This window comes from Cohnella cholangitidis (genome assembly GCF_014107495.1).
GTDB lineage: Bacteria > Bacillota > Bacilli > Paenibacillales > Paenibacillaceae > Cohnella > Cohnella cholangitidis.
The window spans coordinates 998,915-1,025,070 of the sequence record NZ_CP041969.1; the positions used below are offsets into that span (position 1 = coordinate 998,915).

The following is a 26,156-nucleotide window of genomic DNA, read 5'->3' on the forward strand; positions in this document are numbered from 1 at the left end:
CTCCTTATAGCCGGATTCGAATTTCGAAGGAATGCTTGATCGTTGCGTTAACTTGCAGCAGCTTGTTCTCTTCGTCGTAAATCCACGTATCCACTTCCACGCCGCCGGACGAGATTAATTCAACCGGTTTGGCCGTTATAGGTCCTATAATCAAGATCGCGGTTTGCGTTTCGTCCAAACCGTCGTGCAAGTAATCGCATGCGATGCGGATTCCGTCCTCTTGCGATTCCCGCGAACTCCACTCCCTCAGGCGATATTTGCCGTGCTCGAAGGCGTAAGTGCGGCCATCGTCCTCGTACTGGGCGAACGGGCTTACGTCCGTCGTGCCCGCTCCGACGTAGAATCGGATCCGAGCCGGTTGTTCCGATCCCTCTCCGGTCGATTGACGCAGCGCTTGTTCCGGGATAACCGCTCCCGCTTTGACGTACAGCGGCATCGTATCCAGCGGAGCGGCGGCCAGCACCGATCGTCCGCCCTCGAATCTCTCTCCCGTCCGATAGTCGTACCAAATGCCCTCCGGCAAGTAAACCGATCTCGACTGAACGCCCGGCCGGTAGATCGGAGCGACCAGGATACCGGAGCCGAATAAGAACTGATCGCAAATGTTGTAGGCGTCGCGATCGTCCGGGTATTCCATGATCATGGAACGCAAGATCGGCAAGCCGGTCTTGTGGGCTTCATAGAAGAGAGAATACAAGTAAGGCATGAGCCGATATCTCAGTCCGATATACTCCCTGCAGATTTCTTCGACTTGATCCCCGAACGTCCAAGGCTCCTGACGGCGGGAGTCGATCATCGTATGGTTGCGGAAGAACGGGAAGAAAGCGCCCATCTGCGTCCATCGGGCAACCAACTCGCCGGATGAGTGATGCGAGAAACCGCCGACATCGGGCCCCGCGAAGGCGATTCCCGACATGCCTAAGTTCAAGACCATCGGAATGCTCAAGGCCATATGTTCCCAGAAGCTGCGGTTGTCGCCCGTCCATACCGTCGCGTATCGTTGGATGCCCGCGTACCCCGCGCGCGTTAGCACGAACGGACGCTCGCCGGACAATCCCCGCTTCATGCCCTCGAACGTTGCCTTGGACATTAAAAATCCGTACAGATTGTGCCATTCCTCGTGCGTTTTCGGATTGCCGTTGTTGCCGTGAACGACGTCGAGATCCATCGTTTTCGATTCGTTGAACACGGAAGGCTCGTTCATATCGTTCCAAATCCCGTTAATGCCTTGCTTAATATAGAATCGGTGTTGGTCTCCCCACCACTCCGCCGCGGCATCGTCCGTAAAATCCGGGAACGCGCTAAGTCCCGGCCATACTTTCCCGATGAAAATATCCCCTTCCAGCTTGCGGCAGAAATACCCGTTCTTGACGCCCTCCGCGTAGACCGGATATTTAGGATCTTGCTTCACGCCCGGATCCACGATCGGCACGAGCTCGAATCCGAGCTCCTTAAGCTCCGCCATCATCTCCATAGGTTTGGGAAACCGCTTGGAATCCCAAGTGAACACTCGATATTCGTCCATATAATGAATGTCGAGATACAGAACATCGCATGGAATTCCTTTTTTTCGGAAAGTCCGGGCAATGTCCAGCACTTCTTCTTGATTCATATAGCTGTATCTGGACTGTTGGTATCCGATCGCCCACATCGGAGGCATGTACGTTTTGCCGGTTACATCGGTAAGCCGTTTCACGACGTCTTTAATGCTCGGTCCGCCCAAAAAATACAAGTCCAGCTCGCCGCTGTTAATGCTGACGGTATAACGGTCCTCGTGCGTCCGCATGTCGAAGACTGTTCTGCCGGGGTTATCGAGCAATAAGCCGTAGGCAGGTTTTCCGTGCTCATAGTGGATCATGAATGGTATCGATTGGTATAGGGCATCCGTATCTTGCACGTGCGGCTCGTAAACGTCGCTATTCCACATTTCATAGCGTTCGCCGTTCTTATCGAGGAAGCCCGTTTTCTCCCCGAGTCCGTAGATGCGCGACTCGTTCGTCTTAGCGGCCGCGAATCGGATCTTCGTCTTCTCGTCCCATGCAATTTCTTTCTCTTCTAGCAGCAACCGGCCTTCCGTATCGAATAAGCGCAAGGAGAATTTTTCCGGGTTGACCACCGCGTGCAATGCCGGAGAGGAGATGACGACGTGGCCTTCCTTCTCTTCGACATCCGCAATCGTCGATTTCGCCGCATCGTCCACGATGGCGGGAGTCGAACGCAAGTCGGGCGTTTCTCCGAAAAACAGTTTCATTCTAAGCGTCTGATCGTTAATAAACATAAAAGCCGCATTCGCGTATTCTCCGCGCAAAATGACGGTTCCCTCGACGGTTTCCGTCTTATGGATTCGACCGATCGAGGCCGACAAAGTCGTTTCCCTTTTGTCGTTCGGTTTATCCGGCAATATCGCTTCGCTTGTTAGCATGTCGTTGGTTGCTCCTCCGATAGATTAGAGGGTTGCCCCTTGCAAACTTTCGTTCGCCCCGGGCAACCCTCTTTCCAACTATTCTACTTTGATTTGATCGTAGAATTTCTCTTGTACGGTTTTCGCCGCCGCGTCGAGCTGCGCTTTAAGGTCTACGCCTTTTTTGGAGAATACTTCTTGAATGACGTTCGTCATCGCCGCGTAGTATTCTTGCGTATTAAATTGCGCTTCCGGTTTGCCGTCCAGCAATCCCATCAACTCGTTGCTGTACTGGTACACGTTGTCGTATTTATCGTATACGGCTTTCATTTTCTGGCCGTACTCGGAGTCTTGGCTGAAGTATTGGATAACCGGCGGTACGAAATACTTGTTCTCGTCTTTACGCGCCTTGATGTTGACTTCGATCGACTCGAGGCCTTTGTCCGTGAAATAATCGAACACCGCGTATTGGAACGCCATTTGCTGCTCTTCTTTCGTTGCGTTCGGGTTAATGACGAGGAAGTCTCCGCCAAGCACGCCCGTATGCTTGCCGCCCGCCGTCGCTGCCGGCATCGGATAGACGACCAGATCTTCCGGCTTGAAGCCGCCTTGGTTCAACCCTTGGTCGATCGGACCGTCCGGACCCGCGATAACCATAGCCGTTCTTCCTTGGGCGAACGCGCCGACCGCGTCTCCCCATCCCAATGCCCAGTCGGCCGGGATGACGTTGGCTTCTTTCAGCTTGCTGTAGAACTCAAGAGCTTTAAGTCCCGCGTCGGAGTTGAATGCCGCCACGACTTTTCCGCCTTCGACCTTCTGGATTTCGCCGCCCGCTTCGAACAGGAAGTTCGTCCAGTTCCAGCCGGCTTCGTTGCCTTTACCCATCGGAGCGATACCGGAAATTCCTTTGCCCGGATCGGCAACCGCTTTGGCGGTATTAAGCACGTCATCCCATGTCCAGTCTAGCGGCGGTACCGCAACGCCTTTGTCTTTAAGCATTTTAGTGTTCACTACGGTACCGACTACGTAACCTTGTTGCGGAATGCCGTAGATTTTGCCGCCGATGTTGAATTGGTCTAAGAGGATCGGATTCAATTGATCTTTCTTGTCGTAAGCGTTGAACAGCTCGGTAATATCGGCTGCCCAGCCCTTCTCGGCAAGGAACTTGCCTTCCGTTGCGTAAGTGTTGAATAACGTCGGAGCTTCGTTAGCTCCCATCTTGATTCCGATTTCGTTCGGATTGTACTGCCAGTCGCTCTTCACGATTTCGACGTTAGGGTATACTTCGTTGAAACGCTTGATTCTGTCGTCTTCCAAAGCCCGTTTCTCGACTTGGTCCGGAGTCGGGTAGTAGATGCTGATCGTCGCTTTGATCTGCGTCGGATCTGCCGCCGGAGCTTCGGAGCCCTCGGATGCCGGAGCCGAAGAATTATCGGCAGGGGCGCTTGCCGAATTCGATGCAGAAGGCGAAGCGTTGTTGTTTTTGTCGCCGCCCCCGCATGCAGCCAGTACTAAGCTGAATACGATAAGACAAGCGATAACCGTTGAAATCTTACGCATTGTTTGTAATCCCCTTTTCGGTTTGATTGTTTTGCTTACACGCTCATCATAATGGAGGCGCATTCAACCTGACGATGTGTATTCCTATTTCGATCGTGTGCAGATTTACGCATGCTGATCGAGGACGCTATCCTTTAACTCCACCCAAATGAAGCCCTCTAACGATGTATTTCTGGAAGAATAAGAATACGAGAACCGGCGGGAAAGTGATCATCGAGAGGATCGCGAATTTCAAATTCAAGTCTAGTCTTCTTACGTTCACGACGTACTTGTAGATGGCGGTCGCAAGCGGATAACGTTCATCGCTGGAAAGAATGAGCGACGGCCAATACCAGTCGTTCCATGCCGTCGAGAAGACGAATATCGCAAGCGTCGCGAAGATCGGAACCGACAACGGAAAAGCGATCTGGAAAAAGAGTCTAGGTTCGGAGGCTCCGTCAATCCTCCCGGATTCGAACATTTCGTTGTTGATGCCGTCGAAGAACGACTTCAGCAACAACAAGTAGAAAGCGTTCGCGCCGGCAGGGAGCCATAATGCCCAGAACGTGTTCATGAGTCCGAGATCGCGCAGGTTAACGAAGTTCGGAATGATGTACGTCGTCGGCGGGATGAATAAGGTCAACAAGAAGAAGTACTGGATGACCTTCTTGTACGGCACGTCCATCTTGGACAAGCTGAATGCCGCGAATCCGACGACGAGAATCGTCATCGCCATGTTGCCGGCGAAAATGTAAAGCGTATTGCGGATAAAAATCGGCAGCTTGATGTAGCCCCATGCTTTGCTATAATTCTCGAAATGCCATTCCGTAGGCAGGAAAGTCGGCGGGAAGGAATTGACTTCCGTATTGAGCTTGACCCCGTTGAAGAAGATGACGGCCATCGGGTATAGCATCGAACATACCATGACGAGTACGACTGCGATCATTAAGAAATATAAAATCTTGTTTCCCGGCTTCTTCAGATCGTAACTCGATAGAATTCCTCTGTCTGCTGTCTTCAAAGCTTATGCCTCCCCCTTATTGGACATCCGGTACTGGATAATGGCCAATAATCCAAGCACTAGGAACATCAGTACGCCAAGCGCGGAAGCCGTTCCGTAGTCTTGCCGCGAGAAGGCATATCTCTGAACGAGCAAGGCATAAGTCAGCGTTGCGTTGTTAGGGCCTCCGTCCAAGACGGCATAGTGCGTTTGGAACCCTTGGGACGTCGCGATCAACTGCAGCAGGAACAGTAACACGATCTGATTCTTGATCGCGGGGAGCGTAATGTGGCGGATTCGCTTCCATATGCCGGCGCCGTCGATTTCCGCCGCTTCGTACCAATCCCGCGGGATGCTGAGCACGGCCGCCAAGTAGATCAACATGGCCGATCCGAACGTCTGCCATGTCTCCATGATGACGATGGAGATCATCGACCACGCCTTGTCCGTCAGGAACAGCACGGAATCGAAACCAAGCTTCGTGATGACCGCGTTGAACGGCCCGACCGGGTCGTACAGCCATCTCCATAAGCTGTACAAGACGACGACCGGAACGACGTACGGCAAGTAAGCCGCGATTCTGGCGAAGCCTTGGAACCTTCTCATTTCCGAGATCGCGATGGCGAAGAGGATCGGCACCCAAAAACCGATAATAACCCCGAGGCCCATGTAGTACAGCGTATTTTTGACCGAGATGGTCACTTCCGGATCTTTGAATAATTTCGCGTAATTATCCCAACCGACGAAAGAATCCCCTTTGACAAAGTCGATGTGGTAGAAGCTGAAGACGATCCCTTTGCCGATCGGCATCCATAAGAAAGTGAAGAAAACGGCTACCGCGGGGAGCAAAAACAAATAGCCCCAGAAGTGCTTTCTCCACTTTGCGGGAGGTCTCTTGGTTTGGGATTCCAAGGGACGTATTGGAACAGCTGTTGTTTGATTCATTTGGTCTCCCTCATTCCTTATTTTCTACTAATAAGTACTATTGTAGAAAAAGGAGAGCGGAGTGAACATGTGCGTATCTATTGGGATCATAGGCGATCTTACTTCTTCATTTCGCTTGGGCTCATTCCGAAGTATTTTTTGAAAATTTTGCTGAAATGCTCGGGCGATTCGTACCCCACTCTCTCCGATATTTCATAACGCCGCAAATCGGTATGTTGGATAAGCCGCTTGCTCTCTTCCATGCGCAGCTTAATGACGTACTCCCATAAATTAATGCCTTTGTTTTTCTTGAACAAGTAACTGAGATAGTTCGGGCTAACGTGGTTCTTCTGGGCAACCTCGTTCAACGTAAGGCCTTTCTGCGCGTAATTGGCGTGAATATACTCATGCGCCCGTTCCACGATCAGGTTGTTCTGCGCGGCGAGCTCCTCGTCGGTAGGATCCTCGGCCAGCCTCTCCCATTTGAAATCGCCATAGTAAAACACGTGGTGGTCCTTATGCTCCCGATTCCATACGATCGCCTTGTTGACCTGATCGTTCAGCTCGGACAGAAATTCCCGGCCTTTCAGAATCTGGCTAATCCCGACGACGCATTGAAATCCGAGAAACTTATGAACGTTGAAATGCAGACTGCGTCCGATCATCTCGAGCTGATTGATTTTATCGACGCTGGACTCCCCGTATCTCGCTTCGTCCCACTGAATGATCATGCTGACGTCTTGGTTCGAGGAATAGAACGAATAATGGTCCCATTCCTTGTCCAGCAGCTCGTTGACGATGTTCAGCACGGCGTATTGCAGCAACCTCGCATCCTTCTCTTCGATGATTGCTCCCTTCGCGCTCGAGTTAAAATCCAAACGGATTTTGATCATGGCGAAATAAGGCCCTCGAAGAGAGATTTGATTCTGTTGCTCCAGATCGACGGTATCCTGCGACGATCCCATGAGGCTCTCGGCGAGAATCCGGTTCAACAGTTCGGTTCTTTGCGGATGAGGCTGTTCCATGCGGAAATGCTCGCGCAGGTTCGAGAACAATTCCGCCTGATCCTGAACGGGACGATCCATGTGCAACAGGACGTGGCGAACGGAATTCAGCAGTTGCTCGCTGTTAATCGGCTTGATCAAATAATCCCGCGCGCCCAGCCTCATGGCAAGCTGAGCATATTGGAACGTTTCGTGAGCCGAGATGACGATGACCTGCACCCACGGCTTAATGATTTTGGCTTGCTGCATTAACTCGATCCCGCTCATGGCGCCCATCTGAATATCCGTGACCAACAAATCTATCGTTTCCATCTTCAAATAATCCAAGGCTTCGTATCCGTTGCTAGCGGTATAAATATTTTGAATGTTAAGCCCCGAGGATTGGAGAAGATTAGCTAGGCCGCGGCAAATAAGCGGTTCGTCATCCACGATTAAGATGTTGTACATTACGATGTTCCTCCCGTTTCACGACGTTATTCGTTCTAGTTGACGCTAGTCCGCTTAGGGATAATGACGGTCACCGTGGTGCCTTCCGGTTCGCGAGCCCCGTAATGCAAGCCGTATCCGTTGCCGAAATGCAGCTGGATCCGCTTGTTGACGTTCTTGATTCCGTAACCTGTCGTCGCCTCCGAATGCTCGCTGACGAGAAGCCGGTTAATGGCTTCGTAATCGGTTTCTTTATAGCCGTTATCCTCGACGGTAATGACGACATTCTCCTTTTCGGAACGGGCGGAAACGATGATTTCGCCGTCTTCGCCCATATGGATAACTCCGTGGATGATCGCGTTCTCTATCAACGGCTGCAGCGTAATTTTGGGAATTAAATAGGGACCGACGTCATCGTCGATATTCCAGCGGATGCCGAACCCGTATTCATAACGTTTTTGTTGAAGACTCGTGTAGGCCATGGCGTGCTCCAGCTCTTCCTCGATCGTGATCAGTTCCCTTCCCCGGCTCAGGCTGATCCGCATGAGCTTCGACAGCTCTTTGATCATCTCGGCGGAGCCCATATTCCCTTCCAAGGAGCTTTTCCAATAGATGCTTTCCAGCGTGTTGTACAGCAAATGAGGATTGATTTGCTGGTAGAGCAGCTGCAATTGGGACTCCTTCTGCTTGATCTCCATCGCGTATTGCTCGTGAATCATGTCATTGATCCGATTCGCCATGTTGTGCACGGAATAGATCAGAACGCCGACCTCGTCGTTCCGGCCTTTCGTCGGAATTATCGATAACGGCTTGCCGGGCTCGTGAGATCGGGCGAACATCGCCAGCTTGCGCAAAGGGTTCATAAGCGATCGCCAGAAATACATCATCACGACGATGGCGAACAACGAATAGACGATCGAGATCGTCTGAATGACCTGCTTCAGGGCGCTCTGCTGCTGGAGAAGCGATTGGGTAGGAATCGTATAGACGAGCTTTTGTTTCAAGGAATACTTCGTATGGATGACGTAAATGTAATCGTCGGAAACCGAGCTGAACGTTTCGTCCATCGAATCGTTCGTGTTCAGTCCGTGCGGCAGCTTCAACACTTTGCCGATATCGTCTGTCGTCGTTGCAAGCACCCTATCGGACCAATCGGTCAAATACATCTGCCCGCCTTCCGGCAAGGAAACCGTGTTTAACGACTCTTTGATCTTCATGTCCATCTTCGTGGCTACGAGAACGCCTACGAAGCTTCTTCCGTTCGTAATGCTATTAACCTTGCGTAGATAAGCGAGCGTCTGCTGATCCCCTTTAGGACCGAAATTGTCGATCAGTCTCAGAACGCCTTTTCCTTTGGCTTCAAGAGCCGCTTCGATCCACGGGGTCTTCGTCTCGTCCGAGTAGAAGAACACGGATGAGCCGTTATTCCGGCGGTTAATGTCCGGGATCGAAGGCGCGAACGGGTAGCTGTTATCGGGGTCGTATACGAACAAGAAATAATAGATGGCCTCGCCGCCGAATAAACCGACGGAATGGTTTCCTAGCAAGGTGTTCACATCCCGGTACTTCACGACGCGATCGAACTGCCCGTCCTTGTCGTTGCTGATCATGCTCTGCGTAGTCGGGTTCTGGATAATCGTCGTCATGATCCGGCTGATCGTGTCGATGTCCCTATTGATCAGGTAATGGTTTTGCTTGTTCAATTCCTCGTAGGCGCTCGTCACTTGCTCCTTCAAAATTTGCTCCGCTTTCGTATTGGCATACCAGTTTAACAATATGACCGGGCTAACCAGTATGAGAAACAACAGGATCAATTGTTGTCTTACGTTCAATCTCGTCAAAGGATTTTTCCAGCTTGCTCTCATGGCTCCCCCACCCCAACGAATTGTTGCAATCTTATTATGTACTCTATCCGGAATATTGGGCAGAAGTTTGACGCAACGTCGTACAAGCGCGCCTAGTTTACGTAGAATAACACATTATCAGTTTGCCGTAAGCCTTTACAATGAAAGAGAAGCTGTATCCAGCTATAACCACTTAGGGAGGCGTCTTCATGCGTGCTTTTCGTTCGGTAGGCGCGAAATTATTCATTCTGTTTTTTGTTTCGACGTTTATATCCGTTCTCCTTGTCGGAATGATTTCTTATAACAAATCCCAGTCCATTATCGAAGGGAAGATAGAATCCGTATCTCAGCTTACGGTTCGGGAAGCGACCGAGAAGATCGGTTTGATGTTGAAACAGTTCGAAGATATGTCCCTGCAGTTCTCGACGAGCCGCGAGCTTCAGCTTCAGCTGGACACCGCGTTCGATCCGGCGGCGGAGCCGGCCGAGCTGATGAACGCGAAGATTACGATTCAGGACACCCTTAACCAGATTGCCCGCACGAATACGTTTATTAAATCGATCTCATTGTTCAATCCCGCGAACGAGAACCAAACGATTTCTTCCGTATCCGCCGGATTAATAACGATAGACCGCAAAGCCGAGTGGTATTCGCAAGTCACGGGGATGAAAGGAACCGCGTTATGGCTTCCGATGATCGAGAACGGCTACACGGGCATGGCAAAGGGCAATCTGTTCGGCTTGTCCAGAATGATCAACAAATTCCTGATCGTCTTCGAGATCGACGCGGCGATGCTCTCGCAAACGTTGGAGGCGATTCATTTCAGCGACAGCTCCAAAATAATCCTGACGGACGACGAAGGAACGATCCTCCTCTCTTCCGTTCCCGCGGACGCCGGACAGACGTTCGCGGAATCGAACGTGACACGAGATCATTTGGTCGTCTCCGCGCCACTTAAGAAAACCGCTTGGACGCTCACCGGGATCGCTCCGCTTAGCGAACTGGTCGAGGATACGAAAGTCATCCGGAATTTGACTTTCTTGATGTGCGCGATCGCGGCCGTAATCGCGATCGCGATCGGTTACCTTGTACTCCTGTACATAGGCAAGCCTCTCTTGAAAATACGAAATCGGCTAAACGAAGCCGCGAAAGGAAATTTGGAAGTCCGCGTGGAGATTAACAGAAGCGACGAGATCGGGGAAGTCGCGAGCAGCTTCGATACGATGATGCGGCAGATGAATCGGTTGATCGAGCAAACCCAATCGTCCGCGCGCCAAGTCCTGAACACTTCCTCCAGCCTGTTGCAGGTTTCGCAGAGTACGGCCGTCTCGTCCGGGGAAATTTCCCTCGCGACGGGAGAAATCGCCCAAGGCTCGACGCAGTTAGCCGCGGAAGCGGATGAGGTGTTCCAAATCGTAGAATCGATGAACGCCAATCTATCGAACGTCGTTAGCGCAACCGACGAAATTAACGTCTCTTCCTCGGAAGTAAAATCCGCTTCCTCAGAAGGCAAACAGTTCATGGAGGATGCCGCCCAAGCGACATTGGACTCGGAGTCGTCCATCGATCTGCTAGTCAAACGGGTTACGAGGCTGGAAGAAAGCACGGACGAGATGCAGAAGGTGTTCGGATTAATGAACAAAATCACGAAGAATTCCAAAATCCTGTCGCTGAACGCGGGAATCGAAGCCGCGCGCTCCGGTCAGCAAAGCGGCGGATTCAGAGTTATCGCCAAGGAGATGGGCCGACTATCCGATCAAACCCATGACTCGCTTGAGACGGTCAATCGGATGACGGAGACGATACAAGACGAAATCTCGCAAACGGTCAACGCGTTGAAGCTTGCCCTGCCGCTGCTGCAAAGCCAAATCCAATCGGTGAAAACGGCCAACGAAATCTTCATCAAAGTTTACGGAAAAGCCGAAACGTTCTCTCTCTACGTCGATAGGATCAAGCACCATGTACATGAACTCGAAAGCAAGCAGCAGCATCTGAACAGATCGATCGCCAACGTGAGCAGCTTCTCCCAGCAAGCATCCGCGACTTCGGAACAAGTTGCCGCGCTTAGTTCAGGACAGCTCCAATCGAGCCAAGAGGTCGTCGGAATCGCCAAAGAGCTCGAAGGCTTGTCGTCGGCTTTGCAACTCACGCTCGGAAGCTTCTCCTCCCATAAGCTAGATCCGCGCTAATGAAAAGCGCAAACAGGCTGTCCTTAAGCGTTCTAAGGGACAGCCTGTTTGCGAACTCGTACCCGTGAATAACGGCACCTCGTGCCGTTAATTTGGAAGAATTGGCCTCATGTTACCGGATAACGGCACCCCGTGCCGTTATTTTGGAAGAATTGGCTTCATGTTACCGAATAACGGCACCTCGTGCCGTTATTTGGGAAGAATTGGCTTCATGTTACCGGATAACGGCACCCCGTGCCGTTATTTTGGAAGAATTGGCTTCATGTTACCAGATAACGGCACCCCGTGCCGTTATTCGGTAATTGTACCTCTTCCGGAATAGCCCAATTGTGCATGGGCGTTACGGAAAATCAAATCGCAATGTCGGTTTATTTTGATTCGCCGGGTTTCCTATAACTATACCAAGTCCGTTCGTTCCGACATAGACGCGGCCGTATACTCTTGGATCCCCTGTAATCGTCCGATCCGCCGCACCGAATTGGTACTGATCATCATTGATGCGAATCCATGAGGCTCCTCCATTATCCGAGCGGTAAATGCCGAACTGATCGCCGATCTTAGCATAGGAAGACATCCTTGCTACCTTTAGCGGCTTTACCGAATCCGATCGTAGCCGCTTCCTGCACCTCCTTCGTTTTCGTGAACGATACCGGAGTTCGTATATAATCACTGCTTATTTCATTGCATAATTAGAGTCTCGGGCTGGACCCGGGCGTAGATCGGAAGAGGTCGTTTGGAACTGTCGCAGATGAAATAGAAGAACCCTCCGGCAGCGACGGAGGGTTCTTCTCGGATGAATCTATGCCAAACGTCAGATAGTGGCCAAGTATTCGGCAAGTTGATCGAACGTGCCGCCGTATCCTTGCGTCATTGACTCGAACATGCCCTTAAAGAAACTGATCTCTTCCTCCGTCGCGTTAATCGGACTGCTGCGGAGGGTAATCGTCGTGCGGCCTTCGGATTCGGACAAGGTCACAACATTACGAATTTCCAATGGGATGGAATCGCTGAACGGAGCCCTGACGATATTGCCTTCCGGATCGGAGAACGAGTTGACGAATACGATTTTCCCGGGAGCATCGATCTCATGGTAAACGAACTTGCCCCACATCTCGAATCCTTCCGAAGAGCGCATGCAATAGTGGAACACGCCTCCCGGGCGGAAATCTAGACTAACTCGACTCAACTCGAAGTCTTTCGGCCCCCACCATTTCTTCAGATGATCGACTTCCGACCACGCTTTAAACACGAGATCGCGCGGCGCATCGAACACTCGGGAAATGACGAACGTGTATTCTTCCTCATTCGTCGTTGTTTGGCTAGTTGCGCTGTCGTGCGGCATGTTTAACTCCTCCAATCGAATTTTTATTTGCCCTCGTTATCGTGCGGCTTCCTTTGCAACATACTTAAATAAGCTTCCAAGTTATCGAATTTCTCTTCCCACATTCGGCGATAAGCTGCCAACCATGTATCGAGCTCTTGGAACGGTTGAGGCCGCAGCTTGTAAATTCGCTTATTGGCGAGCGGCTCCACTTCGACAAGACCGGCTTCGCTAAGAACGCGAAGATGTTTGGACGTCTGCGGTTGGTTGAGCTCCAAACGGAATGCGATCTCGCCTACCGGCAATGGACCCTCGCACAAGAGCTCGACTATCTCTAGACGATTCGGTTCGGCAAGAGCGCTGAAAGTATTCAAGTTCATGTTGAATCTACTCCAAGTGAGTTTCTTTTTTATAAAATACGCCATTCGGAATATTCCAGTCAAGGAATATATAGATGAACTATCGATCATTTCCGAATTAGACTCCGCATAATCGCAAATAAATAAACGTCAAAAAAAGAGCGGTCTCGCCGACACGCTCCTTGGGCTGACTATTTTTTTACGTTCTCGCGTTTGAAGCCTTACTCCGCGTACATTCTGCTGACCGCAGTCCAGCTTTGGCCGGGCTCCAAACGAATCAAGCCGGTTTGATCGGCGTCCAGCTCGACGTTAGGCGCGTTAACCATTCCGGTCTGCGGTTCCGGACAGAAGAACTTGCCGTTCGCGACCTTGTTGTATACCATCCAATGTTTATAAGCGTCCCCTGCTTCATATACAAACCGCACATTTGCCCGCCTATCAAACAAAGTCATCGCGTTTAATTCCGTTTTACTTGCCGTATAGTGATTGTCAAGAGATTCGAAGTACGGATCGCCCTCGCCCTTCCGCAACGCTAATTCCCCTTCGCTCAGCTGCTGTTTGCGGCCGGTCGGCAGCATACGTTCGTTCAACTCCCAACGCTCGCCAATGGCTATGCCGCATTGGATATCTTCCTTGCCGCTGCCCGGAGCAAACGGAGCATTCACGCTCGTATGGAATCCCAGCATGAACGGAATCGCTTCCGCGCTCTCGTTCACGGCGTCGAACTGCTGTCTTAGGCCTTCATTGGATAGCGTAAAAGTCTGAGACAAAGTAACCCGGTGAGGGAAATACGCAAAATCCGGATGCTTCTCGTCAAATCGAAGCCTGACGGTGACGGAGCTCATCTGTTCCGTACTGCCGAAACGAACGACTTCCCATTCCGATTTGTAAACGAATCCATGAATATGGTTGCCCGTCTTTTCTTCGTTCACGGGCAGTTGATAAGATCTTCCGTCAAACTCGAACTTCCCGCCGTCGTAACGATTCGGAGGAAATAGCACGGGGATTCCATGCAGCATTGGCGTTTCGATGAACGAATGCCAATCTTGTCCCTCCGGTTCCCGGATGAATCGAAAATCGCGCTCGTCATCGCGGAACGAAATCAGATTTCCGCCGATCCGAGGCAACAGAATAGCCGAATAAGGCCCGTATTTTAATAGTATTGCAGGCTCGTTCTCATAGGTTCCTTGCTTTGCGTAATGCTCCGTCATCGTTGCTCCTCCACTTATCTCTATTATTTAATGAGTATATAAGCCGATGAACGGCAGCGTCAACTTCTGTCGGCTTCCCCATGAAATCATCCGTCGGATTCTACTCCGATGTTTGATTCCGCCGAGAGAGCCAGCCTAGTATTACATCCATTGTAACTTCTAGATTCGATTTTCCGTTCGTATCCACGTAAGGAGACCTCTCGCGAAAATAATCCGCGTGTCCGCCGACGATCGGCACGGCAATAACGGTGGAGGGAGCGTGTTTATCCCTATTCCAGAGAGGAAAGCTTCTCCTGGCTTCCGTCTCTCCGTTCATGGAGGCTGAACGAAGCGTCCACCCGCCGTGCGTGCCTAACCGGGAAACCAGATCCGGGGATTTTCGTTTCGTCAAGCTTCTCTTTCCCCTTCTCCCGGCAACATGAATCGAAAGCGTATTAGGCCTTAGCCTATGCGGAATCCGGCATCTCGGGGATCCCACCGTCACGACGAAGCAAGCCGAACTCAGCCCTTGTTCCAGCAATAGCTGCCCGGCATGAACGGCGGCGATGCCTCCTCCGCTATGGCCGATAAGGATCGTCGTCGCGCTAGCCGTTCGGTTCGGGCTTAAGGCACGTTGCCGGCGAATCGCTTCAAGCGCCCGGTTGCCGCCAACCGACTTCGTTACACGCTCCGGGCGAAGCCGCATGTCCGAGCGGATTTCCCATAATTGCGGAAGAACCGCCCTGCTCCAATCCCCATACGGAAACAGCAGCTCCGAGCGGACAAGCCGCCCGTCCGTCATCGAGGTTAGCATTTCCGTTCGAAGCTTCTCCATGAACGTAGGCGCGGTTGCCAGTCCTGCCAGAAAATACAATTCGCACTCACCGGCCTCTTGCCCGATCGAATCTCTCCGCATCGATAATCCTTTCCATGTCCGACGGATGGTCGCTCCGGAACCACTTGACGAGAAGCGGCGGATGAATATCGCTCAGCACGGCGACGGACATTTTCTGATTCATCGTAATCGAGCCTTCGGCGCTTCCGATCAGTTCCATCGCGTACCGGTCCGCCGAAGCTTCGGCTTGCCGAGAGATGTAATTGGATACCGGCAGCGAAACGAAAGACAGGATGGACATCAAGAGCAGAACGAGCGGCAGAGCCGCCATATCCGAAATGGACCGAATGCCCCATCTAGCGCCTCGATTACGAACGATGATCGGATAAAGCCAACCGCCAAAAGCTAACACGACAAACGACGATCCGATAGCCCCGACGGCGCTCCATTCCAGATGATGCATGACGTAATGGCCCATTTCATGTGCCATGATGAGTAAAATTTCTTGTTCGGTCAATTGCTTAAGCGTCGTATCCCACAGAACGATCCGCAAGGAAGAGCCTAGTCCGTTGACATAGGCGTTCATCGCATTCGTCTTGGCGGACATGTCCACCTCGTATACGCGATGGGCGGGGATGTCCGCTTTGGCGGCAAGATCGAGAATTCGCTGTTCTAATGCCGGATTCGATAAAGTCGAGAATTTATTGTAGATCGGGTCGATGACTACGGGCTGCACGTACATCATGAATACCGTAAACGGAATCGAGACCAGCCACAGCTTAAGCCACCATTTGCCTCCGCGCGAGAGAATCCAGAATGCGAAGGCCGATACGGCTAACATCGTGACATAGCTAATCCCGAAAGCTACCAGCTTATCCCTTAGCCACCCGGCAACGGGCTGCGTCGAGATTCCATAAGCCTTAGATAGATTGTAGCTCAAGATTCGCAACGGCAAATACAGCAAAAAAGACACCGCGTTCACGATGAGAACATACGCTGGAAACCGGACAAAGATCGGAAGGCGATATCGCTCCAGCCATTCCTTCCAACTTCTCGCGAACCCGCCCGCCAAGATTGCGATATAGATTAACCATTCCCACGGCCCGCTCATGAAGAAGATCCAATTTCTCGCGGCGTTCAGCGTCTCGCTGTCGCGAAGCCGTTCGGGCGTGAAGAACGTTGCGGGATCCGCTGCCGTGCCCCGGTAAGCTTCGGGAACTTGGTTAGGCGACGTATACCAGACGTATAGGGCCATGATAATGGCATAACAGGCGAAGAGGAGTATATATCGTAGAAGAGAAGATTTATTAGGATACGGCATCGGAAGATTTCCCCTTGCGCTCGGATATAAAGATCATACCATTTCCCGAGCCCACTTCAAAAGAATACGCAATCGTGTATCCACTATGCCCATAACGGAGGAATGGCCATGCCGCAATATCGGATCATTGTCGATCTTTCCAATCGAACGCTTTACTTGCTTGACGGGAATAACGTCGTACGGGCTTATCCGATCGGCATCGGCAAAATCCTGACGAAAACCCCTGTCGGCGAATATATGATCGTAAATAAACAAGCCAATCCCGGCGGGCCTTTCGGCGCCTTCTGGATGGGCTTGTCGCGTCCTCATTATGGCATTCACGGCACAAACGATCCTTCTTCTATAGGAAGAGAAGTTAGCCATGGATGTATCCGAATGTACAATGAAGACGTGTTGCAGCTCGCATCGATCGTTCCGATCCGAACGAGGGTTACGATTCGGGCTTGACCGCCCCGAGCAAACGGACGACATTGCGTGCGGTAAAAAACAAATTTTTCTCCGCTTGAACTAAACAATCCGTTAACGACATCGATCTCGGCACGCAGGAGAAACACGCGGCGAACTCGCGTTCCAGCTCGTCCGTCTCCGCGCCTAAGCTGCCGGACAGAAGAATCGTCCTTGCTCCGGCCTCTTTGGCCAATCGCGCTACGTATACCGGCAGCTTGCCGTACAGGGTTTGATTATCGCTTTTTCCTTCGCCCGTTATGACCCAATCCGCCCCGGCCAGCTTATCCTTCAGTCTCGCCGCGGAAGCAATAACGTCCGCACCCGATGCCATTTCGGCGCCTAACGTTAACAATGCGTACCCCACTCCTCCGGCCGCTCCCGCGCCGGGCTCGCTTTTCATGTTTCGCCCGATCGCTTCGGACAGCAATTCGGAATAGTCGTCCATCGCTCTATCCAAAGCGGCAACCTGCTCGGGAGCGGCGCCTTTCTGAGGGCCATAGACGACGGAAGCTCCTTGCGGGCCGCATAGCGGATTACGTACGTCGGACGCGATTACGATATGGCATTGGGATAGACGCTGATCCAACTCTTCCACGTTGACCTTTTTCGCCTGAAGCAAGTCTTTGCCGTACCCTTTCAGAAGATCGCCGTTGCCATTGTAGAAGCGAGCGCCAAGGGACGTTAACAAACCGATGCCGCCATCATTCGTGGCGCTGCCTCCGAGACCGATAATAAACTTTCGAATTCCTTGGTCGAGCAGCCGCAGCACAAGCTCCCCCATTCCCGCGGAAGTCGTCAGGTAAGGATCTCTTTCGTGCGCGGATACGAGAGAAAAGCCGAAAATAGACGCCGCGTCCAACACCGCCGTCGTCTCCCTGGACGCGCTCTGACTTGGAGACTCAAACAAGCCGTATTTCGCAACGATCGCGCGGCCTAGCGGCCCCGTAACTTCGCATTGCGCGAGCTCGCCTTGAGCGGCTGCCGTCAACGCTTCCACCGTGCCTTCTCCCCCGTCTGCCATCGGTACGATCTCGACCTTCGCATCGGGGAAAACCTCTCCGATAGCCGCCGCTATCGTTGTTGCCGCCTGCTGTGCGGTCAAGCTTTCTTTATAGGAATCAGGAGCTACTACGAATTTCATTTCGCTCACCTCGTCGCCTTTATTCACTGCCTTCACATTGTACCAAAACAAGGATTAGACCGATATTCCGATCGCGCTTCAACAGCGCATTGCATCCATGGCGCGTTAGTATGGTAAGATAGAATCTGTAATCATTTAAATGACAGAAGGGATGATTCTGTTATGAATTACCGTAGACTGGGCCGAAGCGGCCTGAAAGTAAGCGAGATCAGTCTGGGAAGCTGGCTTACATACGGAGGTTACGTCGAGCAAGAGCGCGCGGCGTCGGCCATCCGCAAAGCATACGATCTAGGAGTAAACTTCTTCGATACCGCCAATGTATATGAGAAAGGCGCCGCCGAGAAAGTGATGGGCGCCATCCTTCGCGACTATCCGCGGGAAAGCTACGTGCTCGCGACGAAAGCATTCTGGCCGATGGGAGAAGGTCCGAACGATCGCGGACTGTCCCGCAAACACGTTACGGAACAAATCAATTCGAGCCTCAGCCGTCTGGGCTTGGATTACGTCGACATTTTCTACTGTCACCGCTATGACAAAGAAACGCCGATCGACGAGACGCTGCGCACGATCGACGATTTCGTCCGTCAAGGCAAAGTCCTGTACGTCGGCGTCAGCGAATGGACGGCTGCCCAGATGGAAGAAGCTCTCGGTACCGCCGATCGCTATCTGCTCGACCGGATCGTCGTAAGCCAACCCGTATATAATATGTTCAATCGTTATATCGAGAAAGAAGTCATTCCTCTCGGCGAAGCGAAAGGCATTTCCCAAGTCGTGTTTTCTCCGCTCGCCCAGGGTCTGCTGACGGGCAAATACGATTCCGTCGCCTCGATTCCTTCAGATAGCCGCGCGGCGAAGCTGGAATGGGTGAAGAACGGCATTACGGAAGAGAAGATCGAAGCCGTCAAGAAGCTTTCCGCCATCGCCCGCGACCTCGAGCTCACGACCGGCCAGCTCGCCCTTGCGTGGATTCTTCGCCAGCCTAACGTAGCCAGCGCCCTTGTCGGCGCAAGCCGCCCGGAGCAAGTCGAAGAGAACGTGAAAGCGGCCGGCGTTAAACTGTCGGAAGAAACGTTAAGCTCGATCGAGGACATTCTCGCTACGGTGTAGCCAAACGAAAATACCGGTGCCTTGGCACCGGTATTTTTACTTTCCTATGAAGTTAGCTATCTGCCGGAAAATAAAATTATCGCAAAAAAGTCGTTTTCTCTCGTGGCGGCGTCCGCGCCGTCGCCGGAGTCTCTTCCGCCGGATAACCGACAAACAATGTTCCGACTACCTTTTTGTTGTCGGGATTACCGATGAACTCGCGCATGCGCTCGTCATGGACGAGTCCGACTCCCCGCGTGCGCCATACGAGACCTAGCCCGAGCTCGTTCGCGGCGAGCCACATGGAATGAATGGCGCAGGCGACCGCATATTCGTTGTCCTTGCTCGAGGCTTCGTCATCCGCGATAATATCCGACGTCACGACGATAACGAGCGGAGTGGCCGTTACGACTTTCAACGATTCCGCGACCAGATTCGGTTTCGTCGGAAAACGCTGCTCCAAATATCTCCGCGCCAAATCTTCGTACCGCTGCTTCGCGGCGCCTTGAATGACGTAGAAATGCCATGGCTCGCGCAGCCGATCGTTGGGGGCGAGCACGGCTGCCTCCAGAAGGGCGTGAATTTTATCCTCCTCGACTAAATCCGGCTTGAGGTTTCTCACCGCTCTCCGTTGCCGCAATAATGAAATGACCGACATCCGTTCAGTCTCCTTTCCGTTGATAGTCTTGGCATCGCGCGATCCATCGCTCGACCATGGCAGGTTCGGAAGCAAAATGAAAATGGACGTAACCGGCAACCAAGTTGCCGTCATGACTAAGATATCCGTCCTGCTTTATCCCTTGCCGGCCCGTCGTTTCGTACGCGTGCTCGTGCGCGCTGCCGTCTGCGGATTCCGAAACGAACGTGGAATAATGGAACTCGTGGCCTTTCGCTTCGTCGGACGGTCCCAATAGAAAATTGCCTTCCGCCCCGCCAACATCCCGATAGCCTAACGCCGCCAGCTTATTCTGCATCCGCACGTAGCCGGGGACGATTCCGAGCATCGGATACCGTCTGCCGTTCGTATCTTCGATCGCCCGGGTCAAATACATATAACCCCCGCACTCCGCCAGCGTCGGAATGCCCGAATGAATAGCTTCCTTGATGGACTGCTTTACGGTATCGTCCGCAGCCAATGTCGCGGCGAATTCCTCCGGGAATCCGCCGCCGAGATATAACCCGTGAACGTTCTCGGGAAGCCGTTCCCCGGCAAGCGGAGAGAAATAAACGATTTCCGCGCCGTAGGCTTCCAGCAGCTCGATATTTTCTTGGTAGTAGAAGTTAAACGCGGCGTCTTTAGCTATCGCTATCCTGACCGGTATGGCCGGTTTGTCGCCGCGCGGCCGGAACAATTCGGCTTCCGGCGCTTCTACCTTTGGCGATTCCGCCAACTCCCAGATCCGCTCTATGTCGATCGTTGACGAGACCAGATCTCCTAACCGCTCGAAGAAAGGTTCAAGCTGTCCTCTCTCGATAGAAGGAATAAGACCAAGATGCCTTTCCGGAATTGCGATCTCGTCTTCCCGCTTCAAGTATCCGACGACCGGTATTCCGCACTCCTGCCCGACCGCGTCGCGAACGATCCGATAATGGCTTTCGCTGCCTACCTTGTTGGCGATTACCCCCGCTATTTTAACCCGAGGGTCGAAAACCTGGAATCCTTTGACGATGGCGGCAACGCTCCGCGCCATGCTCTGGCAATTGACGACCAGCAGCACCGGAGCGTCTACCAGCAGGCTTATCTCGGCGGAGCTTCCGTCGTTGTTCGTCGGATTTTTGCCGTCATACAGTCCCATTACCCCTTCGATAACGGAAATATCCGCGTCTCGGCTTGCTCTCGCATAGATCTCTTTCACCGTATCATGGTCTAACATATAACTATCGAGATTACGGGAGACGCGCCCGGTAACCGCGGAATGATAGGTAGGATCGATATAGTCGGGGCCGCACTTGAACCCTTGGACGCGGCGCCCCGAACGTTTGAACGCCGCCATCAAGCCGATCGTTAACGTTGTCTTGCCGACGCCGCTGCCGGTTCCGGCGATCACGATTTTTCGAACGGTCATCGCTCAGCCATCCTTCCCGTTTCTCGCCAGCCCCGTCGTTTAACCCCGACGGAAATCGTGACGTTGCCCGATTTTTTCTTCACGAGGACGAGATCGGACGAACCCGTGTACAGCTTGGCTGCCGGTTCGCTTACGGCGTAAGCGCCGGTAAATTTGAATACCGTATCGGAAGGCGCTTCGATCGTTGCTTCGTTTAACTGCTCCGCCGTATAGGTAACCAACTCCCAGCGGAATTTGTTCGCGACGGCGAGCAACCCTTCCTCGTCCTTCTTCAGGTCTATCGTGCATATCGCTTGTACGCTTCTGAGCGCCAATCCCAACTCCGCCAGCGTTTCTCTTACGACTCCTTCGATCTCATCCGCTGCCGTGCCGCGGTTGCAGCCGATGCCGAGCGCGATAACCTTGGGGCGGTATAGAATGCCGTTGGAAAGAATCGCTTCTTCCTCGGGCGACAGAACCCGATGGGTTACGACGAGAGCCGCATGGGGGCTCGCTTGCAGCCCTTCCGCCAAAGAACCGTACGTCCGAATATTCGCGGGCAGCGGCGTATCGTATAACCACCACCCCGTCTCCCCCGATTCTTGGACTACGGCAACCTGCTCCTCGTTCACGACGGACGCGCTTACCGGCGTCAGCTTCTCGTCGGATTCCCATTCCCAGCCGAAGCGCCGTCCGAACAAATCTACCGCTATCGTTCCCTGTACGTCCGATGCCGTCGTAATGACAGGCTTTGCTTCGATTGCGGCGGCTACTTCGCGAGTCAATTCGTTGGCTCCGCCCAAGTGACCGGACAGAACGCTAATGACATGTTCTCCTTTATCGTCGATGACGACGATTCCGGGATCTTCCTTCTTATCTTTCAGCAAGGGAGCGATCATGCGGATGACGGCTCCAAGAGAAATAATGATAATGAGGCCTTTGTAAGCCGGGAACAAGGCTGGAAAAAGCAGCCTGACGCTGCCTTCGAACAGTTGGATGCCTCTTTCCTCTTCATCCCCGCGACGGAATTTCGACATGTAATAGAGATCGGAGCGGCCGAATGAAGCATGAAGCTTCCGCGCAAGCTCCACGCCATGCTTCGTGATCGCCACGATCGCGTAATCCCCGTTCCTCTCGATTGAAGGGATTTCATCTTCCAGCAACAGGATCACGACGGCTTCACCCCTTTGCGGAACCGATGGGTAAACTCCTTGTCGTACAGCTTGGAACGGTATTCCTCGTTGCTGTGAATTTCCGGGTCGAGCGCCCATCCGGCCAAAATCATCGCGTGCGAGCGAATCCCGTTCTGCTGCATCTCCCGATCGAGATTGGCGAGCGTCGTACGTACGATTCTCTGATCCGGCCATGTCGCGCGCTGAATGACCGCGACTGGCGTATCTTCGCTCCAGCCCGCGTCCGTAAGCTCCTTGACGACTTTCTTCGTTAACGTCGCGCTCAAGAAGAGCGCGATCGTGCAATGGTGGGCGGCCAGATCCCGCAGCTTCTCCAGCTCGGGAACCGGGGTTCTGCCTTCCGCCCGCGTCAAGATCAACGTCTGGGTAAGATCGGGAATCGTAAGCTCCGCTCCGATCGCCGCAGCCGAAGCGAATACGGAACTGACTCCCGGTACGACTTCGTACCCGATGCCCTCCTTCTTAAGCAGAGCGATTTGTTCCATGATCGCTCCGAATACGGCGGGGTCTCCCGTATGGACTCTGGCCACGCTCTTGCCCTGCTTCGCCCGGTCGACCATGATGGCGACCATCTCGTCGAGCGCCATTCCCGCGCTCTTCAGGATTTCCGCGCCGGGTTTCGCCTTGGCGATCAACTCTTCGTTAACGAGCGAATCGGTATAGAGGACGACGTCAGCCTCTTGAAGCAAGCGCAAGCCTTTGACCGTGATCAGATCCGGATCTCCGGGACCGGCCCCGATAATATGTATCTTCATTTTCTCACCACCATCAACGTTAAGTATTCTAATTCCCGGCCTTCAAGCACCCGAATGTCCCGCCAGATCATCTCCTCGGAGGAGGTAACCTTAGTCAACACCGAAGCTTTATCCAACAAATCAAGATCGCCTAATACGCGGAGCATCAAGTCGATGACCTTGGCGACTTTAATCAGAACGACGCAATGGTGCGACTCGATCGCATGGCGCATCGCGTCGTAGTCGTCCATCGCGGGAACGATCGCGATCTGCTCGTCTCCGTCCGCGAGAGGAATCCCGAGACGGGATGCGGACGCGTTCACGGAAGATATTCCGGGAATCGAACGGATTTCCACTTCCGGGTGGCGTTCTTGCATCAATCTCATCAGATGGATAAAGGTGCTGTAGATCATCGGGTCGCCTTCCGTGACGAACGCGACGTTCTTGCCTTGCCCGATGTGCGTCCATACGGTATCTACCGTATTGTTCCACTGCAGCTCTAACGCCTCGCGGTCTCTTGTCATCGGGAAGGTCAGGCCGATCATTTCCTTCTCTTCCGTGTTCACGTATAGCTCCGTAATCGTCAGGGCATAGCTCTTAGCGCCCTTCTTCTTGCGCGGATACGCAATGACGGGGCTTTCCCTCAGAATGCGGAACGCCTTCACGGTGATGAGCTCCGGATCTCCGGGGCCGACGCCCAGACCGTACAATATGCCAAGCTCACTCACTTGCGCTCGTCTCCTTCTCGTTCGCCGCTTCGGGCTCCTTTTGTTTGGCCGTTATGATATATACCGGATTCAAGCCTTCGAACCGGGTCATGTCCAGAATCGGTTTGCTCCGGGAAATCTGCACCATCGAGATATTCACGGCAAGTCCCTCCGCCGCCAAAATCCGGTTCGCTTCGTACAAATTCTCGATCGTCACCGCGTTAAGAACGATCCTTCCGCCCGGACGAAGCCTCTCCGCGCAAATCCTCAGCAGCTCCTTCATCTCGCCGCCCGTACCGCCTAGGAATACCGCGTCGGGATCGGGAAACGATTGAAGCCCGTCCGGCGCCAAGCCTTGTATCGCCGTAATATCCGCGCGAAAACGACGCATATTGTCCCGGCAGTTCTGAAGATCCGCGGCGTTTTTCTCGATGGCGTACACTTCGCCCTGTCTGGCGATTCGGGCCGCTTCAATCGCTACCGAGCCCGTGCACGTGCCGATATCCCAAACGATGCTGTCCGGTTTAAGCGCAAGCTGGCCAAGGCTTAACACGCGGATTCCTTCTTCGTGATCAATCCCTTATCCGGCTTGCGTTGGGAGAAAGCTTCGTCTTCGATGCCGAGCGGCCACGAAGGCAAAGCTTCCCCAGCGCCTGCCCGATGCCTGAGCACGACGACATTCAACGGGGAGAACGCATGGTCCTTAGCTTCCAGAAGCTCGTACCAGCCGCATCGCTCCGACTTCCCGTCCAAGTTTTCGGCGACGAACATCCGATATTCCGCCATTCCGAAATCGAGCAAATAGTCGGCGACGGCTCCCGGATGGTTGACCTCGTCGGTCAGAAGCGCAACCTTCGGTTTCCCGTCGATCCGTTGAGCAAGTCCCTTTATGTTGCGCCCGTGCAAGCTGATCACTTCGGCATCCTGCCAGCTCTCCCCCATCCGGGCAAAAGCAAGCTGAACGGAGCTTGTCGCGGGATAGATCTCAACGTCCAGCTTCTTGCTCAAGTAACCTCCGATTCCGTAGAATAGAGGATCGCCCGAAGCCAAGACGATGCATCTTTTCCCTTGCTGCGCCTGCTCGATCAAGCGGTTGGCCGCATTCGTTAGCGCACCCTTCAGCACGATCTTCAGGCCGGGATATTCCGGAAAAAATCCAAGCTGCCTCTCGCCTCCCATTAGAACTTCGCTTTGCTCGATCCATTCCAAATAAGCCGGCAGCAGACTTTCCTTGCCGCTATCCCCGACCCCGATCACCTTCGGTTTGCAAGCCGCCCGGTTGTCGTTTGCCACTCCGTTTCACCCTTTCCCGATTGTCCGTGCCTTCTACGCATGAAAACCGCCATTTCTCTCCGCTTGTCCGAGCAAGACGGCTTTCATCGAAATGATGACGGTTTCCATATCCATTCCGCCTCCTATTTCACGCAAGCTTTCCTCGCAGCAATAAGCGCATAACCGCTCGAAAAACTCGCCATAACCCCACTCTTGCATCCAATCCCCGACTAGCGCCGCCGTATTGGCTTCAGAGATAGCCGCTTTTTGTTCCGGCGTCGCGCCCGCTTCCTCCGCCACCTTGGCGAGAAAACCGAAGTCGACCGGCGCGCTCTTGTTATGGACCATCATGACGCCTTGCGCGACTTTGGAGAATTTACCCATCATTCCGACAAGGGTAACCTTACGAACGCCTTGTTTCTTGCAATGCAACAGGCAAAACCGACGAAGTCGCCCATCTCGATGAACGCTTCCTCCGGCAATTCGGGATACATCTCCATGCCGAACTTCTCGCTTCGCCCTCCGGTCGACAGCACGAGATGGTCGCACCCGCACCTTACCGCCACGCGTATCGCCTGAACGACGCTCGCTTTATAAGCCGCGGTAGAGAAAGGCACGACCGTCCCTCTCGTTCCCAATATCGAAATGCCGCCTATAATGCCCAGGCGACCGTTTAACGTTTTCTTGGCGATCTCCTCGCCGTCCGGCACGGAGACGACGACTTTGACTCCGCGCTCCAGCTTGAATAGGCTGAGCACGAACGCAACGGAATCGCGGATCATCTTGCGCGGTACGGGATTGATCGCGGCTTCGCCGACGGCCACGGGCAGACCGGGTTTCGTCACCCGTCCGACCCCGATGCCCCCGTCAATGACGATTCCGGGCTCCGGCAGCCACGACACGCGGGCGATAATCCGCGCGCCGTGCGTCGCATCCGGGTCGTCTCCGCCATCCTTGATCACTTCCGCTTCGGCGAAGGCGTCCGAGAATTCGCTTCTCACGATATCGAACGCGACCTCGATTCCGATCGGCAGCTTGATCGTTGTTTGGACTTGCGCCTCCTGCACGATAAGGGCGATAAGAGCCGCTTGCGCAGCGGCCGTCGCGCAGGAGCCCGTCGTGTATCCGTGCCTGAGAGGTTTCGTCTCTTGGTTATCGCCTTCCGCCGCCATCGCCAT

The 26,156-nt window shown here is 53.2% G+C and carries 21 protein-coding genes and 2 pseudogenes; 3 read left to right on the top strand and 20 right to left on the bottom strand.

Going from position 1 to position 26,156, the window contains the following annotated elements; all coding sequences use genetic code 11:
• Positions 1-4: 4 nt before the first annotated feature.
• The 6 genes from FPL14_RS05000 to FPL14_RS05025 all read right to left on the bottom strand — a co-directional run bounded on the left by FPL14_RS05000 (position 5) and on the right by FPL14_RS05025 (position 9,159).
• Positions 5-2,422 carry a glycoside hydrolase family 31 protein gene (locus FPL14_RS05000; protein ID WP_182301983.1) on the bottom strand — a complete coding sequence of 806 codons (2,418 nt, stop codon included), beginning with the start codon at positions 2,420-2,422 and terminating at the stop codon, positions 5-7.
• A 78-nt stretch (positions 2,423-2,500) separates the two neighbouring features.
• Positions 2,501-3,961 carry an ABC transporter substrate-binding protein gene (locus tag FPL14_RS05005; protein WP_182301984.1) on the bottom strand — a complete coding sequence of 487 codons (1,461 nt, stop codon included), beginning with the start codon at positions 3,959-3,961 and terminating at the stop codon, positions 2,501-2,503.
• A gap of 127 nt (positions 3,962-4,088) precedes the next feature.
• Positions 4,089-4,961, bottom strand: coding sequence for a carbohydrate ABC transporter permease (locus tag FPL14_RS05010; protein ID WP_229263782.1), 873 nt, complete (start codon positions 4,959-4,961; stop codon positions 4,089-4,091).
• Positions 4,962-4,964: 3 nt separating this feature from the next.
• Positions 4,965-5,885, bottom strand: a complete 921-nt coding sequence (locus FPL14_RS05015) for a carbohydrate ABC transporter permease (RefSeq protein WP_182301985.1) — start codon at positions 5,883-5,885, stop codon at positions 4,965-4,967.
• 98 nt (positions 5,886-5,983) lie between these two features.
• Positions 5,984-7,315, bottom strand: coding sequence for a response regulator (locus FPL14_RS05020; protein WP_182301986.1), 1,332 nt, complete (start codon positions 7,313-7,315; stop codon positions 5,984-5,986).
• Positions 7,316-7,350: 35 nt separating this feature from the next.
• Positions 7,351-9,159 carry a cache domain-containing sensor histidine kinase gene (locus tag FPL14_RS05025; protein WP_182301987.1) on the bottom strand — a complete coding sequence of 603 codons (1,809 nt, stop codon included), beginning with the start codon at positions 9,157-9,159 and terminating at the stop codon, positions 7,351-7,353.
• A 188-nt stretch (positions 9,160-9,347) separates the two neighbouring features.
• On the opposite strand from FPL14_RS05025, the gene FPL14_RS05030 reads away from it, so the two are divergent.
• Entirely contained in the window at positions 9,348-11,327 is a 1,980-nt protein-coding gene (locus tag FPL14_RS05030) for a methyl-accepting chemotaxis protein (protein ID WP_182301988.1), read from the top strand.
• A gap of 340 nt (positions 11,328-11,667) precedes the next feature.
• Here the strand turns inward: FPL14_RS05030 and FPL14_RS05035 are convergent, their stop codons facing one another.
• From FPL14_RS05035 to FPL14_RS05060, 6 genes are all read right to left on the bottom strand, one after another.
• Entirely contained in the window at positions 11,668-11,901 is a 234-nt protein-coding gene (locus tag FPL14_RS05035) for a hypothetical protein (protein WP_229263783.1), read from the bottom strand.
• 237 nt (positions 11,902-12,138) lie between these two features.
• Positions 12,139-12,669 (bottom strand): SRPBCC family protein, encoded by a 531-nt coding sequence (locus FPL14_RS05040; protein ID WP_182301989.1) that lies wholly within the window; start codon positions 12,667-12,669, stop codon positions 12,139-12,141.
• A gap of 23 nt (positions 12,670-12,692) precedes the next feature.
• On the bottom strand, positions 12,693-13,028 hold the full coding sequence (locus FPL14_RS05045) for an ArsR/SmtB family transcription factor (protein WP_182301990.1): 336 nt from the start codon (positions 13,026-13,028) through the stop codon (positions 12,693-12,695).
• Positions 13,029-13,228: 200 nt separating this feature from the next.
• The gene (locus tag FPL14_RS05050; protein WP_182301991.1) at positions 13,229-14,218 is read right to left on the bottom strand and encodes an aldose 1-epimerase; all 990 of its coding nucleotides are present in this window, start codon (positions 14,216-14,218) and stop codon (positions 13,229-13,231) included.
• A 100-nt stretch (positions 14,219-14,318) separates the two neighbouring features.
• Positions 14,319-15,113, bottom strand: coding sequence for a hypothetical protein (locus FPL14_RS05055; RefSeq protein WP_182301992.1), 795 nt, complete (start codon positions 15,111-15,113; stop codon positions 14,319-14,321).
• A complete protein-coding gene (locus FPL14_RS05060) occupies positions 15,079-16,353 on the bottom strand; it encodes a M48 family metallopeptidase (protein ID WP_182301993.1) in 1,275 nt (424 codons plus the stop codon). The genes FPL14_RS05055 and FPL14_RS05060 overlap by 35 nt, the downstream gene beginning before the upstream one ends.
• 108 nt (positions 16,354-16,461) lie before the next feature.
• On the opposite strand from FPL14_RS05060, the gene FPL14_RS05065 reads away from it, so the two are divergent.
• A complete protein-coding gene (locus FPL14_RS05065; protein WP_182301994.1) occupies positions 16,462-16,800 on the top strand; it encodes a L,D-transpeptidase in 339 nt (112 codons plus the stop codon).
• Here the strand turns inward: FPL14_RS05065 and FPL14_RS05070 are convergent.
• Entirely contained in the window at positions 16,784-17,941 is a 1,158-nt protein-coding gene (locus FPL14_RS05070; RefSeq protein ID WP_182301995.1) for a glycerate kinase, read from the bottom strand. The two genes, FPL14_RS05065 and FPL14_RS05070, sit on opposite strands and share 17 nt — an antisense overlap.
• Before the next feature lie 162 nt (positions 17,942-18,103).
• On the opposite strand from FPL14_RS05070, the gene FPL14_RS05075 reads away from it, so the two are divergent.
• The gene (locus tag FPL14_RS05075; protein WP_182301996.1) at positions 18,104-19,048 is read left to right on the top strand and encodes an aldo/keto reductase family protein; all 945 of its coding nucleotides are present in this window, start codon (positions 18,104-18,106) and stop codon (positions 19,046-19,048) included.
• Positions 19,049-19,124: 76 nt separating this feature from the next.
• Here the strand turns inward: FPL14_RS05075 and FPL14_RS05080 are convergent, their stop codons facing one another.
• The 7 genes and pseudogenes from FPL14_RS05080 to FPL14_RS05110 form a co-directional block, all read right to left on the bottom strand.
• Entirely contained in the window at positions 19,125-19,685 is a 561-nt protein-coding gene (locus FPL14_RS05080; RefSeq protein WP_182301997.1) for a nitroreductase family protein, read from the bottom strand.
• A 4-nt stretch (positions 19,686-19,689) separates the two neighbouring features.
• Positions 19,690-21,093, bottom strand: coding sequence for a cobyrinic acid a,c-diamide synthase CobB (locus FPL14_RS05085; protein WP_182301998.1), 1,404 nt, complete (start codon positions 21,091-21,093; stop codon positions 19,690-19,692).
• The gene (locus tag FPL14_RS05090; protein WP_229263784.1) at positions 21,090-22,244 is read right to left on the bottom strand and encodes a cobalt-precorrin 5A hydrolase; all 1,155 of its coding nucleotides are present in this window, start codon (positions 22,242-22,244) and stop codon (positions 21,090-21,092) included. The genes FPL14_RS05085 and FPL14_RS05090 overlap by 4 nt, the downstream gene beginning before the upstream one ends.
• Positions 22,241-23,020, bottom strand: coding sequence for a precorrin-4 C(11)-methyltransferase (cobM, locus tag FPL14_RS05095; protein WP_182302000.1), 780 nt, complete (start codon positions 23,018-23,020; stop codon positions 22,241-22,243). Before cobM ends, FPL14_RS05090 begins: the two co-directional genes overlap by 4 nt.
• Positions 23,017-23,727: a precorrin-2 C(20)-methyltransferase gene (gene cobI / locus FPL14_RS05100; protein ID WP_182302001.1), complete on the bottom strand. Its 711-nt coding sequence runs from the start codon at positions 23,725-23,727 to the stop codon at positions 23,017-23,019. Before cobI ends, cobM begins: the two co-directional genes overlap by 4 nt.
• Positions 23,720-24,999, bottom strand: a pseudogene (cbiE, locus tag FPL14_RS05105) (precorrin-6y C5,15-methyltransferase (decarboxylating) subunit CbiE). Before cbiE ends, cobI begins: the two are co-directional and overlap by 8 nt.
• A gap of 33 nt (positions 25,000-25,032) precedes the next feature.
• A pseudogene (locus tag FPL14_RS05110) lies at positions 25,033-26,156 on the bottom strand (cobalt-precorrin-5B (C(1))-methyltransferase).